The 13,894-nt window shown below is 67.9% G+C and carries 19 protein-coding genes; 7 read left to right on the top strand and 12 right to left on the bottom strand.

Translation table 11 applies throughout. The features are described from left to right. Positions 1-8: 8 nt before the first annotated feature. Positions 9-470: a hypothetical protein gene (locus G6N61_RS25645; RefSeq protein WP_163922947.1), complete on the bottom strand. Its 462-nt coding sequence runs from the start codon at positions 468-470 to the stop codon at positions 9-11. A 291-nt stretch (positions 471-761) separates the two neighbouring features. On the opposite strand from G6N61_RS25645, the gene G6N61_RS25640 reads away from it, so the two are divergent. Then, positions 762-1,184: an STAS domain-containing protein gene (locus G6N61_RS25640; protein WP_163922945.1), complete on the top strand. Its 423-nt coding sequence runs from the start codon at positions 762-764 to the stop codon at positions 1,182-1,184. A gap of 274 nt (positions 1,185-1,458) precedes the next feature. On the opposite strand, the gene usfY is transcribed toward G6N61_RS25640, so the two are convergent. Further along, entirely contained in the window at positions 1,459-1,770 is a 312-nt protein-coding gene (gene usfY / locus G6N61_RS25635) for a protein UsfY (protein ID WP_163922942.1), read from the bottom strand. A gap of 273 nt (positions 1,771-2,043) precedes the next feature. On the opposite strand from usfY, the gene G6N61_RS25630 reads away from it, so the two are divergent. Together G6N61_RS25630 and G6N61_RS25625 are read left to right on the top strand one after the other, a co-directional pair. After that, a complete protein-coding gene (locus G6N61_RS25630) occupies positions 2,044-3,033 on the top strand; it encodes an IS481 family transposase (RefSeq protein ID WP_163918557.1) in 990 nt (329 codons plus the stop codon). A gap of 7 nt (positions 3,034-3,040) precedes the next feature. Beyond that, positions 3,041-3,700, top strand: coding sequence for an HAD family hydrolase (locus G6N61_RS25625; protein ID WP_163922939.1), 660 nt, complete (start codon positions 3,041-3,043; stop codon positions 3,698-3,700). On the opposite strand, the gene G6N61_RS25620 is transcribed toward G6N61_RS25625, so the two are convergent. Next, positions 3,697-3,843, bottom strand: coding sequence for a hypothetical protein (locus G6N61_RS25620; protein ID WP_163922936.1), 147 nt, complete (start codon positions 3,841-3,843; stop codon positions 3,697-3,699). The two genes, G6N61_RS25625 and G6N61_RS25620, sit on opposite strands and share 4 nt — an antisense overlap. Positions 3,844-4,186: 343 nt before the next feature. Between G6N61_RS25620 and G6N61_RS25615 the strand changes: the two genes are divergently transcribed. Next, the gene (locus G6N61_RS25615; RefSeq protein WP_163922933.1) at positions 4,187-4,600 is read left to right on the top strand and encodes an STAS domain-containing protein; all 414 of its coding nucleotides are present in this window, start codon (positions 4,187-4,189) and stop codon (positions 4,598-4,600) included. Here the strand turns inward: G6N61_RS25615 and G6N61_RS25610 are convergent. From G6N61_RS25610 to G6N61_RS25590, 5 genes are read right to left on the bottom strand one after another with little or no spacing between them, the layout of a single operon-like run. Further along, positions 4,597-5,232, bottom strand: a complete 636-nt coding sequence (locus G6N61_RS25610; RefSeq protein WP_163922930.1) for an SAM-dependent methyltransferase — start codon at positions 5,230-5,232, stop codon at positions 4,597-4,599. The two genes, G6N61_RS25615 and G6N61_RS25610, sit on opposite strands and share 4 nt — an antisense overlap. Beyond that, complete coding sequence (locus tag G6N61_RS25605) at positions 5,229-5,990, bottom strand: PIG-L deacetylase family protein (RefSeq protein ID WP_163922917.1); 762 nt, start codon at positions 5,988-5,990, stop codon at positions 5,229-5,231. The genes G6N61_RS25610 and G6N61_RS25605 overlap by 4 nt, the downstream gene beginning before the upstream one ends. Beyond that, positions 5,987-6,934 carry an acyl-CoA dehydrogenase family protein gene (locus tag G6N61_RS25600; RefSeq protein ID WP_163922915.1) on the bottom strand — a complete coding sequence of 316 codons (948 nt, stop codon included), beginning with the start codon at positions 6,932-6,934 and terminating at the stop codon, positions 5,987-5,989. Before G6N61_RS25600 ends, G6N61_RS25605 begins: the two co-directional genes overlap by 4 nt. Continuing rightward, positions 6,931-7,674 carry a glycosyltransferase family 2 protein gene (locus G6N61_RS25595; RefSeq protein ID WP_235887305.1) on the bottom strand — a complete coding sequence of 248 codons (744 nt, stop codon included), beginning with the start codon at positions 7,672-7,674 and terminating at the stop codon, positions 6,931-6,933. The genes G6N61_RS25600 and G6N61_RS25595 overlap by 4 nt, the downstream gene beginning before the upstream one ends. 3 nt (positions 7,675-7,677) lie before the next feature. After that, positions 7,678-8,301: a flavodoxin family protein gene (locus G6N61_RS25590; RefSeq protein WP_163922913.1), complete on the bottom strand. Its 624-nt coding sequence runs from the start codon at positions 8,299-8,301 to the stop codon at positions 7,678-7,680. Positions 8,302-8,411: 110 nt separating this feature from the next. On the opposite strand from G6N61_RS25590, the gene G6N61_RS25585 reads away from it, so the two are divergent. Next, complete coding sequence (locus tag G6N61_RS25585; RefSeq protein WP_170314491.1) at positions 8,412-8,582, top strand: hypothetical protein; 171 nt, start codon at positions 8,412-8,414, stop codon at positions 8,580-8,582. Between the two features lie 10 nt (positions 8,583-8,592). On the opposite strand, the gene G6N61_RS25580 is transcribed toward G6N61_RS25585, so the two are convergent. Genes G6N61_RS25580 through G6N61_RS25570 form a run of 3 tightly spaced genes read right to left on the bottom strand, consistent with a single transcriptional unit; the run spans position 8,593 to position 10,396 of the window. Further along, the gene (locus G6N61_RS25580) at positions 8,593-9,609 is read right to left on the bottom strand and encodes a DNA topoisomerase IB (protein WP_163922910.1); all 1,017 of its coding nucleotides are present in this window, start codon (positions 9,607-9,609) and stop codon (positions 8,593-8,595) included. 9 nt (positions 9,610-9,618) lie between these two features. Beyond that, positions 9,619-9,840: a hypervirulence associated TUDOR domain-containing protein gene (locus tag G6N61_RS25575; RefSeq protein WP_163922907.1), complete on the bottom strand. Its 222-nt coding sequence runs from the start codon at positions 9,838-9,840 to the stop codon at positions 9,619-9,621. 19 nt (positions 9,841-9,859) lie between these two features. Beyond that, positions 9,860-10,396: a cysteine hydrolase family protein gene (locus tag G6N61_RS25570; RefSeq protein ID WP_163922904.1), complete on the bottom strand. Its 537-nt coding sequence runs from the start codon at positions 10,394-10,396 to the stop codon at positions 9,860-9,862. 252 nt (positions 10,397-10,648) lie between these two features. On the opposite strand from G6N61_RS25570, the gene G6N61_RS25565 reads away from it, so the two are divergent. Both G6N61_RS25565 and G6N61_RS25560 read left to right on the top strand, forming a co-directional pair. Then, positions 10,649-11,968, top strand: coding sequence for a PP2C family protein-serine/threonine phosphatase (locus tag G6N61_RS25565; protein ID WP_163922901.1), 1,320 nt, complete (start codon positions 10,649-10,651; stop codon positions 11,966-11,968). 4 nt (positions 11,969-11,972) lie between these two features. Continuing rightward, positions 11,973-12,980, top strand: a complete 1,008-nt coding sequence (locus G6N61_RS25560) for a cobalamin B12-binding domain-containing protein (protein WP_235887304.1) — start codon at positions 11,973-11,975, stop codon at positions 12,978-12,980. Positions 12,981-12,992: 12 nt separating this feature from the next. Here the strand turns inward: G6N61_RS25560 and G6N61_RS25555 are convergent, their stop codons facing one another. Continuing rightward, positions 12,993-13,865: an alpha/beta fold hydrolase gene (locus G6N61_RS25555; RefSeq protein WP_163922898.1), complete on the bottom strand. Its 873-nt coding sequence runs from the start codon at positions 13,863-13,865 to the stop codon at positions 12,993-12,995. Between the last annotated feature and the right edge of the window lie 29 nt (positions 13,866-13,894).

Raw genomic sequence — 13,894 nt, 5'->3', positions numbered from 1 at the left:
GAGCCGTGTCAGGGGGTGACGGCATCCATCGGAGGACCGTTCAATGCGGTCACCTCGCGATGGGCCACGGCCGTTGCGACCGCGGTCCCGTCCCGGACCACGCCCACGATGGCCACTTCGTCGTTCACGGTGAAGGCGCCCGCGGTATCGCCGACGCGGCTACCGGCGGCCGTGATCGCATTGGTGTCCGCGTTCACGAGGTAGGTGCGCGCCACGCCGTCAACGCCTTGGGCGGTCACGGAGGTGGGCGTGACGTCGATCAGCCTCCCCTCCTGGCTGATCGACTGCTCGACGTGCGGTACGGCAGCGTTCTGGACCTGCTGCGCCGGCGCGGCGGTGGGTGCCGGATCGGCCGTACGCGCGAGGATCGCTGCGGTCACCGAAGCGAAGACCACGGCAAAGGAGATCGTCAAGAAGATGGTCACCGTTCGCCGCATCTCGCGGTCCTGCATCGTGTTGGTCTTGCCCATTGCGGGCCTCGCCTCTCGTCGGGTAAGCAACGAATACCCGAGGCGTCGGTCGAGAAAACACCGAAGTCGACGCGCACGTCGGCGCGATGGCGGGAAGATCTCGACAGGTCGGCAACGTCGGAGTGCAAGAATCCCCATTGTCCGGGGCCCTGGCGCGTAATACAGTCAGGTCAGGTTGAGGGCACAGCCGTCCAAACGTCATTCGACGCCCGGCAAGAACTGCGAGCGGTGGCTTTAAGTCAACAGGGCCCATTCCCGTGACGTGACTCCCAATCCCCCATGGAGTTCACTGTGTCCGTCGCACCCAATGCCACCCGTGGCGCGCCCGTCCGTCCACACCAGGCGACCTTCACCTCCTGCCCCATCGGCACGTCGATGGTGCTGCACGCCGTGGCCGGAGAGATCGACGCCGCCAATGCGTCGAACCTCTCGGCCTACGTCGAATCCAACCTGGGCGACGCGGGAAAGCTCGTCCTGGATCTGCGCGAGCTGACGTTCTTCGGCACGCAGGGTTTTTCGGTCCTGCACCGCATCAACGTGACGTGCTCACGGCAAGGGGTCACTCTGGTGGTGGTGTCCGGTTCGGAGGTGGACCGGATACTGCGGATCTGCGACCCGGCGGGAGGCCTGCCGGTCGCTCGATCACTCGAGGCTGCGATCAACGCGGCGGCGGCCCCGCCACCGACTCACCTCAGGTTGGTCCCCCGGGGCTGAGAATTCGTCGCGATACGCACGTTCCTGTTCGCGATCCAGCTTGGCCTGGCGCCAGCCGCCCTGACCCTTGCCGCCGGAAGCGAACAGCCATATCCCGCCGACGATCAGCACGACGGAGAGCACGGTCAGTACGACTGGCGAAGCCCACCCCGCCCCGCCGCCCGCCGCAGTCAGCATTAGACCGACGGCGACCACGCCGGCGATGACCGACGACAGTCCTAGCAATGGCATCCAGTAGCTCTTCTTGGAACGTTCTCTCGCCATGTCGAGTACCTCAACTGGTAGGGGGCTGAGCCTCTACATCGGGGTGTTGCTCGGCCCAGCGGAGTTCCTGCTGCCGAACACGACGGTGGGTCAGCCACAACCACGATCCCCCCACGATCCACGCGAGCACTGCAATGCCCGCGCATACGGCGCCGGTCGCCACGCTGCCGGACGCGAACGACGCCAGGCCGACCACCAACGCGACGACGCCCACGGCCATCGTCACCAATCCCGGTGCGTTCACACCGTTCTTCATCGTCTCGCCCGCGTGCTGACGCGTCGTGCGGGCGTGATCGACCGGATCGTGCGACGTATCACCCATCGTCCACCTCACTCCCGGCACCGCATCTAGATCCACGGCGCCACGGTGCAGCGAATACCCGCGGCCGTTCCGTCAAAACGACCGCGCGACCCCGTTCACCGTCATGTCACCAACGCTGACCGCCGTTTCGCATCGCGAGTGCGGGGAACCCCGCCTCCCATGCCTAGATGTACTGACCACGGACGTTGGTGACGGCGTGGTGAGGTGACAAGACGAAGACCTCCGAGTGGAGTGCGAGCTGTCTAGGAACGCTCACCGATCTCGGAGGTCTTCGTGGTTCACCGTAATGCCCCTTTGTCCGAAACCGGCCGTCTGCGGTTGGCTCGTTGCGTCGTTGATGACGGGTGGCCGCTGCGACGTGCGGCCGAACGTTTCCAGGTGTCGGCGACGACCGCCGCACGCTGGAGGGACCGCTACTGCGAGCAGGGTGAGGCCGGAATGTCCGACCGCAGCTCGCGGCCGCATCACAGCCCGAATCGCACGCCGACGCGCACCGAGCGGCGCATCATCGGAGTGCGTGTCACCCGCCGTTGGGGACCGGCCAGGATCGCCTACCTGCTGGGGCTCAACGTCTCCACGGTGCACAACGTGCTGCGCCGTTACGGCATCGCGAGGTTGCGGTGGCTCGACCGCGCTACCGGCCGAGTCGTGCGCCGCATGGAATCCGCATCGTGTGGAGATCTCGTGCACGTCGACGTCAAGAAGCTGGGCAAGATCCCCGCCGGCGGAGGCTGGCGGATGCTTGGTCTGGCCGCCGGGAAACGCAACAAGCAGGCCGACAAGAGTTCGGGGGTGCAGACCAAGTATCACAATCCGGTGCGCGGTTATCACTTCATCCACACCGCCATCGATGCGCACTCACGGCTGGCGTACTCCGAACTGCTGACCGATGAACGCAAGGACACTGCAGCCGACTTCTGGGTGCGCGCCAACGCCTGGTTCGTCACGCACGGCATAGATGTGCGGAAGGTATTGACTGACAACGGATCTTGTTATCGATCGCACGCGTTCCGCGACGCATTGGGCGATATCGAGCACCGGCGAACCCGTCCGTACCGGCCGCAGACCAACGGCAAGGTCGAGCGCTTCCACCGCACCCTGGCCGACGAATGGGCCTACGCGCGGCTCTACACCAGTGACGCGGAGCGCTGCGAGGAGTACCCGCGCTGGCTGCATACCTACAATCATCACCGCGGCCACACCGCACTCGGCGGTCAACCACCAGCCAACCGTGTACCTAACCTCTCAGGTCAGTACACCTAGACCAGCCGTGCTCTTCGACATCGACGGAACCCTCGTCGACAGCAACTACCTCCACGTCCACGCCTGGCTGCGGGCGTTCGCGGAGGTCGGCGTCGACGTCGAGGCATGGCGCATCCACCACCGGATCGGCATGGACGGCGGTTCCCTGCTCGACGAGTTGGTCCCCGACGAGTCCGCCGAGCGGGCGCCCAGGGCCAAGGAACTGCACGGCACCTTCTACAAGGAGACCGCGCCGCTCATCCGTCCCCTCGCCGGTGGACGCGAACTCCTCGACGCCGTCGCCGACATGGGCCTGCAGGTGGTGCTCGCGACGTCGGCGCCGGAGGACGAGTTGGCCATTCTGCGTGACGTGCTCGACCGGGAGGACATCCTCTCGGCGGTGACGTCGTCCGAGGACGTGGAGACCGCGAAGCCCAGGCCCGACATCGTCGAGAAGGCGCTCGAGCGCGCCGGCGTTCCCGCCGATCAGGCCGTGTTCGTCGGCGACACGGTCTGGGACATCACCGCAGCCAGTCGCGCGGGCGTCGAGTGCATCGCCTTCGCCAGTGGAGGCATCGGCCGCAAGGAGCTGGAGGACGCGGGCGCGATCGCCGTGTACGACAACCCGCGGGATCTGCTCGAGCAGTTGGCGTCCAGCCCGATCGGGCGGCTGCGTGACAGCGGCTAGACCGCGTAGGGCAGGGTCGACCCGATGAAGTAGACGACGGCGGCCGAGATGACGGCGACGAACATCAGGAACGCCGACACCGTGGCGATCACGTACGTGACCCCATCCAGCTTCGACTCCGGTGCTCGCTGCTTCGTTTCCATGACCTTCGCTTTCGTCGAACCGCGTCCGATGTGCTGTCAATACCCAAACCGCAGCACCAGAAAACGCCAGGGTTAGCCATACCTACGGATTCAGCGCTCGAATCGGCCACGAGCCACCACGGAGAATCGACGCCTACCAGTCAGCGCGCGGCTCAACTGCATATTCGCCGAAAAACCGAGGCCATTGCGATGACCACTGATTCCGTATTAGCCTGATCACACCAGGTTGAGCGCCCAGCCGGACGTCATCGTCACCCGGCTCGAATCCTCCGGCGACGGCCCTCAACCGCAGCACGTGACGTGAACCTCAGTACGAACCCCCCTCGACTGATGGAGTTCTCGAATGTCGGTAGCACTCGCGGCCCCGCCGGCCGCCACCCTTCGCCCCGGCGCCCTCTGCATTCGCGATGAGCGCCTGAACCCCACGACGGTGTTGGTCGACGCCGCAGGCGAACTCGACGCCGCCAATGCGCGCCAGCTCGTCGACCACGTCGCAGCCATCGACGACCCACATTCGGCGCTGATCGTGGACTTGCGCGGATTGACGTTCTTCGGAACGGAAGGGCTGTGGGCGGTCAACCGGATCATCGCGGCGAGCGCCAAGCGCCACGCCACACCCGTGCTGGTGGCCGGCCCCGAGGTGAGGCGGCTGCTGCGGATCTGCGATCCGCACGGAGTCTTGCGGACGGTGAGTTCAGTGGTCGACGCACTGGTCGCGTCGAAGCCGAACTCGACGCGCACGCTCATCCACGTCTAACCCGCCGCACCGGGCACATCGGTCCGCACAGCCACCGACGCCGACGCCGACGCACCCACGGTGAACACGTCTATCACCACGTCATCGTCCCGGTACCGGGCCAAGTGATGCAGGCCTGGCGTCGCGGCGATCACCTCGTTGGCCTCGTCGCCGCTCATCGGGTAGTCCGCCACGGCATAGCGCCAATGCGCCGCGACGATGGTCGTACCGCTGTCGAGCCGCGGGCACTCGCGCGTCAAGACGTCCCGCAGCGCGGACGCCTCGAAGTAGTAGGCCACCTCCGAGAGCACGACGAGATCGGTACCGTCGAGCGGCCAGCGTTCGTCGAGCGATGACCGCAACAGATCGACCCGCCCAGCGGCGCCGCTGCGTTCGAGACGTGCCCGGGTGGCATCGAGGGCGGCCGCCGCGACGTCGGTCGCAGTCACCTTGGCGCACCGCGCGGCCAATGCGTCGGTGAGCACGCCCACCGAGCATCCCGGCTCGAAGGCATGCTCATAGCGCGGGGAGGGCAGCATCGCCAGCGTGATCGCGTACTTGCGTTGCTCGTACCAGCGCTCCCCGAGGCTCCAGGGATCTGCTGCGGCAGCGTAGATCTCGTCGAAGTAGTCGTCCGACAGGCGACCGGTCATACGAACACGACCTCCCCAACCGTCATCAGCCGATTCACGACGTGCGGCGGCAGGATCGCTTCGCCATCGACCGGCTTGGTCGTCTGCGAATGGAACTGTCCGGCCGCGGCCACCTTGCCTGCTCGTGCACTCGCGTCGACGGCAACGCGCTGCATGCGCGACCACGGCACCGCGACGTCGCCGGGTTGCGCCCAGTGCCACATCCAGATCGGGTACTCGAGGAGCCGCACGGAGGTTCGGTCGCATGCCGCGGCAGCAGCCCGACCGACCGCCTCGTGGTCGGGGTGTCCGTCGCCTCGCCACGTCGCCGCACACCAGGATCCCGGCGGTCGGTCCGTCAGCAGGTCGACGAGCGATTCGCTCAACGCACCCTCATGGGATTCCAGTTCGCCGTCGGGCAAACCCAATTCGATGACGTCGTCGATTCCAAGTGCGTGCGCCGCCCGCCGGACTTCACCCCTCCTCGTCGCCTCGAGTGCCGTGCGCCGCGCGGGCGACCAGTCCGGGAAGGCGCCGCCGCCATCGGTGACCGAGACCCACCGGACCTCGACACCCCGGGCGCGCAACGCCGCAGCCGCCCCGCCGAATCCGTAGGTCTCGTCGTCGGGATGCGCCGCAACGACGGTGAGCGACGAACACGTCGAGAAGTCCAGCGCTGGATGCCCCGCCAGCCAGTCGAGCCACGCGGCGGACGACGTGCCGCCGTCGGCGATCGGGCACGCCGCGAACCGCGAGCAGTTGCCTTCGTCGACGTTCACCGTGCGGCCAGTCGGCCGAGTACCGCAAGGTCGCGCTCGGCGTGGCTCTGGCGCACGTACATCGTGAGGTCCGCGACGCGTTGCGCGTGTGCGGCATCCATCGCGAGCGGCTTCGGTCCGAGCGCGCGGCCCGTGCGACTGATCGCCTCGTCGACCGCGTGCTCCACCACTGCCCGCACCCGGCGGGCGATCAGTTCGGCATCGGGATCGCGGGAATCCGAATCGACGGCACGAGCTGCTGCCGCGACCGTCGCCTCGGCAGCCGCGAGCGCTGCGTCCACGGCGCCGAGATGGGCCTGGGCATGCGGATCGGCCGGTGCCTGCGACGAGTCCTGCGCCGCGTGCGACACCGAGCGATACAGCGGAGCAGCGACGGCCCGGGCGCCTCCGAGCCAACACGCAGCCACGCCGATCGCGCCGTGCCAGAAGCCATGTCGCGTCAGATACTCGCCAGGGGCACCGACCTCCACCGCAACCGCCGACTCGAAGTGGACGTCTCCGGTGGCGCTGTCACGCATGCCGACGTTCTGCCACGTCGACGGCGGTATGGACACCCCGGGGTCGGAGAGGTCGACCGCGTACAACCCGCGAGCCCCGTCTGCGCGGCGCGCGGTGACGAGTGCGTGCGTGCACAGACCGGCACCCGAGCACCAGGCCTTGGTCCCGTCGAGGATCACGCGGTCGGCGTGGTGGGCCGTCACGACGGCGTCCGGCGGCTCAGCCGCCCACACGCCCCACAGTTGGCCGAACGCCGGGGGTGCGCCGTTCAACTCGACGAGGATCGCGGCCGCGTCGGTGTGCGCCTCGGCGAGTCGGCCTGCGGTGACGTCGACTTCGGTCAGCCTGGCCAGCGCCGTCCAGCGTTCCAGGGTGCGCCCGTGCCCCGGCAGTGGCAGGTCGAGTTCGCCCGCGTCCAGCCACCGGCCGACGAGATCGCTGGTCACGTCGGCTCCGTCGTAACGCCCTTGGAAACCGAACGGAGGTGCGCGGCGAAACCGCGGGGCGCTCTGCCGACGGGGCGTGCAGACGTCGAAACGGAGATGCGGCGGTCGCTGTCGATGCGCACCCCGGCCTCACGGAACCGGCGCACCAGATCGACGTCCTCGTCGGCGGCCAGGGGCGCGAAACCACCCGTCTGCCAGTAGGCGCCGGCACGAAAACCCATGTTCGCGCCATGGACGTGCCGATGCCCGCGTCCGTCGGGCCGGTACTTGGATTGGTAGGAGGACAGGTAACGGCGGACGGCGGCGGCGGACGTGTTGCGCCAGTTGCGTACGCGCACGACGCCCAGCACCACGTCCGCGCCCGACCCGATCTGCCGAATCAGCCAATCGGGATCCACCCTGCTGTCGGCGTCAGTGGTCGCATACCAGACCTCGTCGTCCGAGACCGCCTTCGGCAGCGACCTCGCATGTTCGAATCCCGCTGCGCGCGCCGCTCCCACGTTGCGAAGGTCGACCTCCAGCGCGTGCACGGCACCGCCGAAGGACCTGGCGACCTCGACCGACCCGTCGGTGCAGGCATCGAGCACGACGACCACCGACGTCGCGAACGGCAGATGCCCTGCGGCATCCAGAACCGATTCCACGCACCCTCGGAGTCGACTCGCCTCGTCGTGGGCGGGAATGACGACGACGGCATGGCGCAGGGTGACCCCCTGCAGCGGTGAGGCTGGTCGTCTCACCCGTTACTCATAAGCCGGGTAATCGGCAGCGGCCAACACCGTGGCCAGGTGTACCGCGTTGCGGGCCACCGCCGCCGTCGTCGAGGACACCGCGTCGGGCACCTCGTCGAGATCGCCGTAGTCGGTCGAACCCATCGCCGGGCCGGTCCAATAGGTGTTCGCCTGTGCCGGAATGGTGTAGCCGACGTCGTTGAGCGCTTGGAAGACGTCGGCGGCCACCTTGTGCGCGCCGTCCTCGTTGCCGACGACGCTCACCACCGCGACCTTGCCCGCGAGGATCGGCCGTCCCGCGTCGTCCTTGGTGGACAACTCGGCGTCGAGACGTTCTATGACGCGCTGGGCGATGCTCGACGGATGGCCCACCCAGATCGGGGTGCTGAACACCAGGATGTCGGCGGCGAGGACCTTCTGCCGGATCGTGGGCCACTCGTCGCCATCGCCCATGTCGACCTCGACCCCGGGGGCGATCGCGTGGTCCACGCATCGCACCGACTCGCATTCGACGCCGGCCCCGCGCAGGTGCTCGAGCACGTGCTCGGCGATGAGTGCACTGCTCGACGGTGCCGGGCTGGGTTTGAGGCTGCACACCAGCGCCAGGGCGGTCAACTGCCCCCTGTCATCACTCATGATCGATCATCTACCCAATCGTCTCGGAGCGGAATCTGACGAGAACATGACGTGGGTTGCGTCGCCGCGAACCGGGGTAACGCTTGATGCACCACGATCAGGAGGAACACATGGCCGGACGAGACCCGGAGCAGAGCGAGTCAGACGTGCAGGCCGACGATCACGTCGCCTCGACACGGGCGAGCAACGACGACGACGGTGACTACGTCGGCCGCACGTTCGCCGACGACGACTTCGACGCCGGCGAGAGCGGTGCAGAGGCCCGCGCGAAGACCGAGTAGCCCTCCTCACTCACCCCTTCGCGACGCGAGCGATGAGGGTGCGGGTGGCCTTCTCCACGATTGCCTGCCGTTCGGCCGGGTCGTCGGTCCGTTCCGCGCGGCGGGCCGACGCCTTGATCGTAAGGCCGTGTTCGTACGCCGTCACCACCCGCGGATCGACGTAGGACGCCCTCGCGACGGCCGGTGTGTTGCCGAGCCCGTCCGAGACCTCCTTGAACACATGCGATTCGACCCGCTTGACGACCTTCTTCGACACCGGCGGGTCCGCGTCGACGAAAGCCTCCGCAGCGAGCACCGTGCCATGCCAGGTACGCAGATCCTTCACGCTGTACTCGGACCCGACCATCTCCTTGAAGCGCGCGTTCAGGTCCTCGGCGTGCAGGTCCGCCCAACCGGACATGGTGCGGCACACCAGAAGTCGATTGCTGTCGTGCTCGCGACGGAGTAAGGAGCGGATGGAGCGCACCACCTGCGGATCCTCGATCTCGAGGATTCGCCGCACACCGCTCTTGGCAGGGTAGTCGAAGGACACGGCGTTCTTGCGCACCGACACGTGTTCGCACAGCAGCGTCGCAATGCCGTAGGACTCGTTCTCCTCCGCATACTGCTCGCCACCGGCCCGGAAGTACCCCCGGTCCAGCAGGTGCAGCGCGATCGCCAGCACGCGATTTCGGTCCAGACCCTTGCGCCGAAGGTCCTCGGCTACATCGATTCGCCACTGCGGCAAGGCCTTCGACATGCCGAGGACACGGTCGAACTTCTCCTCGGCCCGCTCCTCCTGCCACCGCTGGTGATACAGGTATTGGCGGCGCCCGGCGGCATCGGTGCCGACCGCCTGGATGTGCCCGTTGGCGTGCGGGCTGATCCACACCTTCTTCCATGCCGGCGGGATGACCAGTTCCTTGATCCGGGACACCGCTGCCTCGTCGGTCAGCGGCAGTCCGTCGGCGCCGACGTAGGAGAAGCCCTTGCCGCGCCGCACCCTTCCGTAACCCGGGCCAGTGACGACGCTGCGCCGTAGCCGCACCGCAGGGTCCTATCCGTTGCTCTTGCGCAGCGCGTCGGGCTTGTGCACGGCGTCGTTGCCGCTCTTCTCGCTACGTACCCGGTACTGCGGGTCGTCGGGGCTCGCCCGCACCGTGCGCTTGGCCGCCTTCGTGTCCTCGGTGATCTTCTCCTCGACGGTCCCCTCGGCGGTGCTGCCGTGGCTGCTCCACTCGACGTGGTCGCCCTTCTTGAATTCTTCGTCTTTGCTCATGAGGTCGTATTACCCACTGTCACAGGCAGTTATGTGACGGCTTTATTTCGGCGCCCATGTTCCGTTCCATCATGGCCAGCGCGGCCTCACCGAGTTCGGGAATGATGTGGGCCACCGCGTCGGGCGGCACGACCACGTCGAGGTGACGCAGGTAGCCGTCGAGGGCGGTGTAGAGGATGCACTGTTCGGTCACCTGGCCGGTGAGCACGACGCGCTTCGTCTCCAGCCGTCCCAGTAGGTAGTCGAGCGCGGTGGCGTAGAACGCGCTGTGGCGCACCTTGGTCAAGAAGGTGCATTCGTCGCCAGGGGCAATCGGTTCGATGAGATCAGGGCGCTTGCCGTCGAGTGCCGTTCGGATCAGGTCGCCGCGGTCGGCGGTGAAGTCGCCCCTATTGTCGTTGACGTAGATGAGGTCGACGTCGTCGCTTGCCCTCGCCTCGTCGATCAGCTTGGCCAGGGGGTCGACGATCTCTCCGACGTTGGCGGCGAGCGCGTCGGAGTCGCGATGGTCGTAGTCGTTCAACATGTCGATCACCAGGAGTGCGGTCTTGCTCATCAACGGTCAGTACCCGGGAATCCCCGGCTCATTCGTCCGCCCCGCCCACCCGACGCCGGTTCGTCACGGTGAACGGAACCGCCGCGGTGGTAAAATCTAGATCAAGGTTGAGAGTGCAGCCTGCGGTGTCGTCGCCGGGGCGGACACGGTTCCCCCCGCGTCTGGACGAGCTGACATCACTTCGATCGCCGACCGGCTGTCAAATACCGACGTCGGCAAGACGCCCCAGACGGGGCAGGGAAGCTGGTGGGCATGCTGCCCAAGCAGACCATTACCGATCAACCAGTCGACCCGCGGGGGCCGGTGGCCCCGGGCCCGACCGTCGATCGTGCTGAACTCCTCGACCAAGTCGGCACCGGCCTGGCCGGGTCGCTGAACCTTCGTCGCACGGCCATCCGCCTGCTGACCCTCATCACACCCGGTCTCGCCGACTGGGCGGTCGTCATCGTCCCCGACAGCACCACCGGTGGGCTGCACGTACTGGGCGGTGCAGAGCACGGCTTCAGCGACATCGTGCCCATGGCTCAGGTGTATGACCAGGCGCTGGGCCGGGTCATGCGATCGGGACGGACCGAACTGCTGCACGTCGAACTCGGCGTCTTCGAGACCCCGGTCGTCGGCGACGGACTCGCTGCCCTGATACCCCACCCGCGGCTGTCGGCCGAGGCCGCCGCACTGCGCCCGGCCGACGTGGTTGGCCTCGGGCTCACGGCCCGCGGCTCGACCGTCGGCGCACTGATCCTGGTCCGCGGCCAAGGCCGAGGCTTCGACGCCCACGACATCGCCCTCGCCGAGCAGGTCGCAGAGCGGGCAGCGCTGGCGCTGGACTCGGCGCGCCTCTACGAGGACAGCTCGCGCATCGCCAGCACGCTGCAACGGGGCCTGCGTCCACCGTCGCTGCCGGACATCGTCGGCGTGCGTCTGGCAGCGCTATACCGGCCCGCGGCCGAACACCTCGACATCGGCGGCGACTTCTACGACGTTCACGGCTCCGACGACGATTGGCTACTGGCACTCGGCGACGTCAGCGGCAAGGGCGTGGAGGCCGCCGCCGTCACGGGCCGCGCCCGGCAGAGCATCCGCACCGCCTGCCTGTTCGACCGTCGACCCACCGCACTGCTCGGTGCGCTCAACACCGTGCTGCACGAGACGGGCACCGACAAGTTCGTCACCGTGGTGTGCGCCCGCCTGCGCCGCTCCGATGACGGGCGGATCACCGTCGAACTCGCATCGGCCGGGCATCCCCCGCCAATCGTGTTGCGCGCCAACGGCCGCGTGGAACAGGTCGACGTGTTCGGTACCGCGGTGGGCATGATTGCGCACGTCGAGTACGCCTCCGTCGAGATCGAGCTGCGGCCGAACGACACCCTGCTGATGTTCACCGACGGGATCGACGAGGCGTTCGGAGCCGACGGCATGTATGGCGTCGAACGACTGCTCCGGCTGCTGCCCGCGTACGCCGGCGCCGCGCCCGAGGTGGTCTGCGAGGCCATCGAGCGCAGCGTGATCGAGCACCTCGACAGCCGCGCCCACGACGACATCGCCTTGCTCGCGGTGACGTGCGGGGATTGAGCACGTGAGCGATCTCGCCCTCGCCTCCGCCTACGACGACGCCATCGCCTCGGGCGACGCCAGCACCGTCGCCGCGGTGATCGACCGCATGCTGGCCGCGGGTGAGGATCCCGTGACCGTCCTGACCGACGTCATCGCCGCGTCGCAGCGGGAGGTGGGCGCCCGCTGGCAACGTGGTGAGTGGACCGTCGCGCAGGAACATGCGGCCACGGCGCTCGCCGTCTCGGCCACCAAGGTGGTCGCCGCCCACGTCCGTCGGATCCCACCGACGCGTGGTGGCGCGCTCATCGCATGCGCGGAGAAGGAATGGCATGCCCTGCCCGCGATGATCATTGACTGTGCCCTGCGGGCGGACGGCTGGGACACCACGCTCCTCGGCGCATCGACCAGCCCGATGCGACTGAACCGGCACCTGCAGGAACTGGGTCCCGAGGCCGTCGCCGTCAGTTGTTCGGTCCTCGGCTCCCTGCCGACGTCACGCCGCTTCATCGAGGCGAGTACCGCTGCGGGAGTGCCGATCCTGGTCGGAGGACCCGCGTTCGGCCCCGACGACGCGCGGGCGCGTACCCTGGGTGCCACCGCGTGGGCGCGCGACGCGCACGATGCCATTCGAGCGATGCGCGAGCTGCCCGCAGTGGTCGCGCCCGCACCGGCGCTGCCGGGCGAGGCGCTCGCCGAGCAGTCGGCGCTCGAGATCGAACACCGCAGGATGGTCGATCAGCTGGGCCGTCAATGGTCGGTCGCGGCGATCGGCACCGGTTCGGTCAACCTGAGCGACGACGAGGTCGTCGACGTGCTCAACCAGACGCTGCACGCCGCGGCGGCCGCGGTGCTCACCGCCGACCCGCGGCCCGTGTCCGAGACCTCGGCGTGGATCGAGGACTTGCTGCGCGGGCGGGGCGCCGACCCCGCCTGCGTCGCCGAACTCCGCGGGCTCGTCGGCGCGGCGCTGCGCGACTACCCGCTGGCAGCCGCCGTCGTCGCGGAGCACTTCGCCACCGGACCCGCCTGACGCACTCGCGGGCTAGTGCTCCTCGAGCACCGGGTGAGCGGCCGAATCGCTCGTCGCGGTGATGAACTCGTCGATGAGACGGAACACCTCGTAGGGCGCCTCCACGTGGGCGAAGTGGCCCACGCCGGGCATGACCTCGAGGTGACAGTCGGGCCTCGCCTCGAGTGCGGAGTACGCGTGGTCGACGGGAATGATCGTGTCGTCCTCACCCCAGATCGCCAGCGTCGGCAGATCCGACTTCAACTTCAGCCTGTTCAGTGCGCTGACCGACTGGCCGCGGTAGTCGACCACCGACCGCAGCGTCCGCAGGAACGACTGGCGGGTGGCGGGGTCCGCGAACGACGAGTACGCGCTCCAGATCTCCGCTCCGCGCGGTGAACGAAGGCCCCTCGACGTGAGCCACGACTTCACCGCGTCGCCCACCCGGAGCACCGGTGGCGGCGCGATGATGGGCATGAACAGTTCTGCTCCCGGTGCCGAGAGCAGTCGCAGGATCAGACCCACGTCTGGACCCAACCCGCCGCTGCTGATCAGGACCAGCCGTCGGCAGTAATCGGGGTGCTGGTAGAGGAACTGCATCGAGATGCCACCTCCCAGCGAATGGCCGACGACCGTCGCCGAACTGACGCCGAGCTCGTCGAGGAGGTCGCGCAATCCCACCGCGAACGCGCCCAGCGAGTAGTCGGTCCGTGGTTTCGCCGACTGCCCGTGACCGAGTAGGTCGGGGGCGATGACCCGGTACCGCTGCGCGAGCTTCGGCAGGAGTTCCCGCCACGACTGGGAACTCCCGGCCATGCCGTGGACGAGGAGGATGACCTCACCCTGGCCCTCGTCGTAGTAGGCGATGCGTTCGCCGTGGATGTCGATGGACTTCTGTTCGGTCATCAGGGTTCTCCGTCCCTAGAACCACCATC

Source organism: Mycolicibacterium arabiense (assembly GCF_010731815.2).
Taxonomy (GTDB): Bacteria; Actinomycetota; Actinomycetes; order Mycobacteriales; family Mycobacteriaceae; genus Mycobacterium; species Mycobacterium arabiense.
This window is presented reverse-complemented; position numbering and strand designations above follow the sequence as displayed.

Excerpts from the sequence above, each read along its gene's own strand:
- G6N61_RS25645 (WP_163922947.1), bottom strand. The coding sequence starts at position 470 with ATGGGCAAGACCAACACGATGCAGGACCGCGAGATGCGGCGAACGGTG.
- usfY (WP_163922942.1), bottom strand. The coding sequence starts at position 1,770 with ATGGGTGATACGTCGCACGATCCGGTCGATCACGCCCGCACGACGCGT.
- G6N61_RS25620 (WP_163922936.1), bottom strand. The coding sequence starts at position 3,843 with ATGGAAACGAAGCAGCGAGCACCGGAGTCGAAGCTGGATGGGGTCACG.
- G6N61_RS25615 (WP_163922933.1), top strand. The coding sequence starts at position 4,187 with ATGTCGGTAGCACTCGCGGCCCCGCCGGCCGCCACCCTTCGCCCCGGC.
- G6N61_RS25610 (WP_163922930.1), bottom strand. The coding sequence starts at position 5,232 with ATGACCGGTCGCCTGTCGGACGACTACTTCGACGAGATCTACGCTGCC.
- G6N61_RS25590 (WP_163922913.1), bottom strand. The coding sequence starts at position 8,301 with ATGAGTGATGACAGGGGGCAGTTGACCGCCCTGGCGCTGGTGTGCAGC.
- G6N61_RS25585 (WP_170314491.1), top strand. The coding sequence starts at position 8,412 with ATGGCCGGACGAGACCCGGAGCAGAGCGAGTCAGACGTGCAGGCCGAC.
- G6N61_RS25575 (WP_163922907.1), bottom strand. The coding sequence starts at position 9,840 with ATGAGCAAAGACGAAGAATTCAAGAAGGGCGACCACGTCGAGTGGAGC.
- G6N61_RS25570 (WP_163922904.1), bottom strand. The coding sequence starts at position 10,396 with ATGAGCAAGACCGCACTCCTGGTGATCGACATGTTGAACGACTACGAC.
- G6N61_RS25565 (WP_163922901.1), top strand. The coding sequence starts at position 10,649 with ATGCTGCCCAAGCAGACCATTACCGATCAACCAGTCGACCCGCGGGGG.
- G6N61_RS25555 (WP_163922898.1), bottom strand. The coding sequence starts at position 13,865 with ATGACCGAACAGAAGTCCATCGACATCCACGGCGAACGCATCGCCTAC.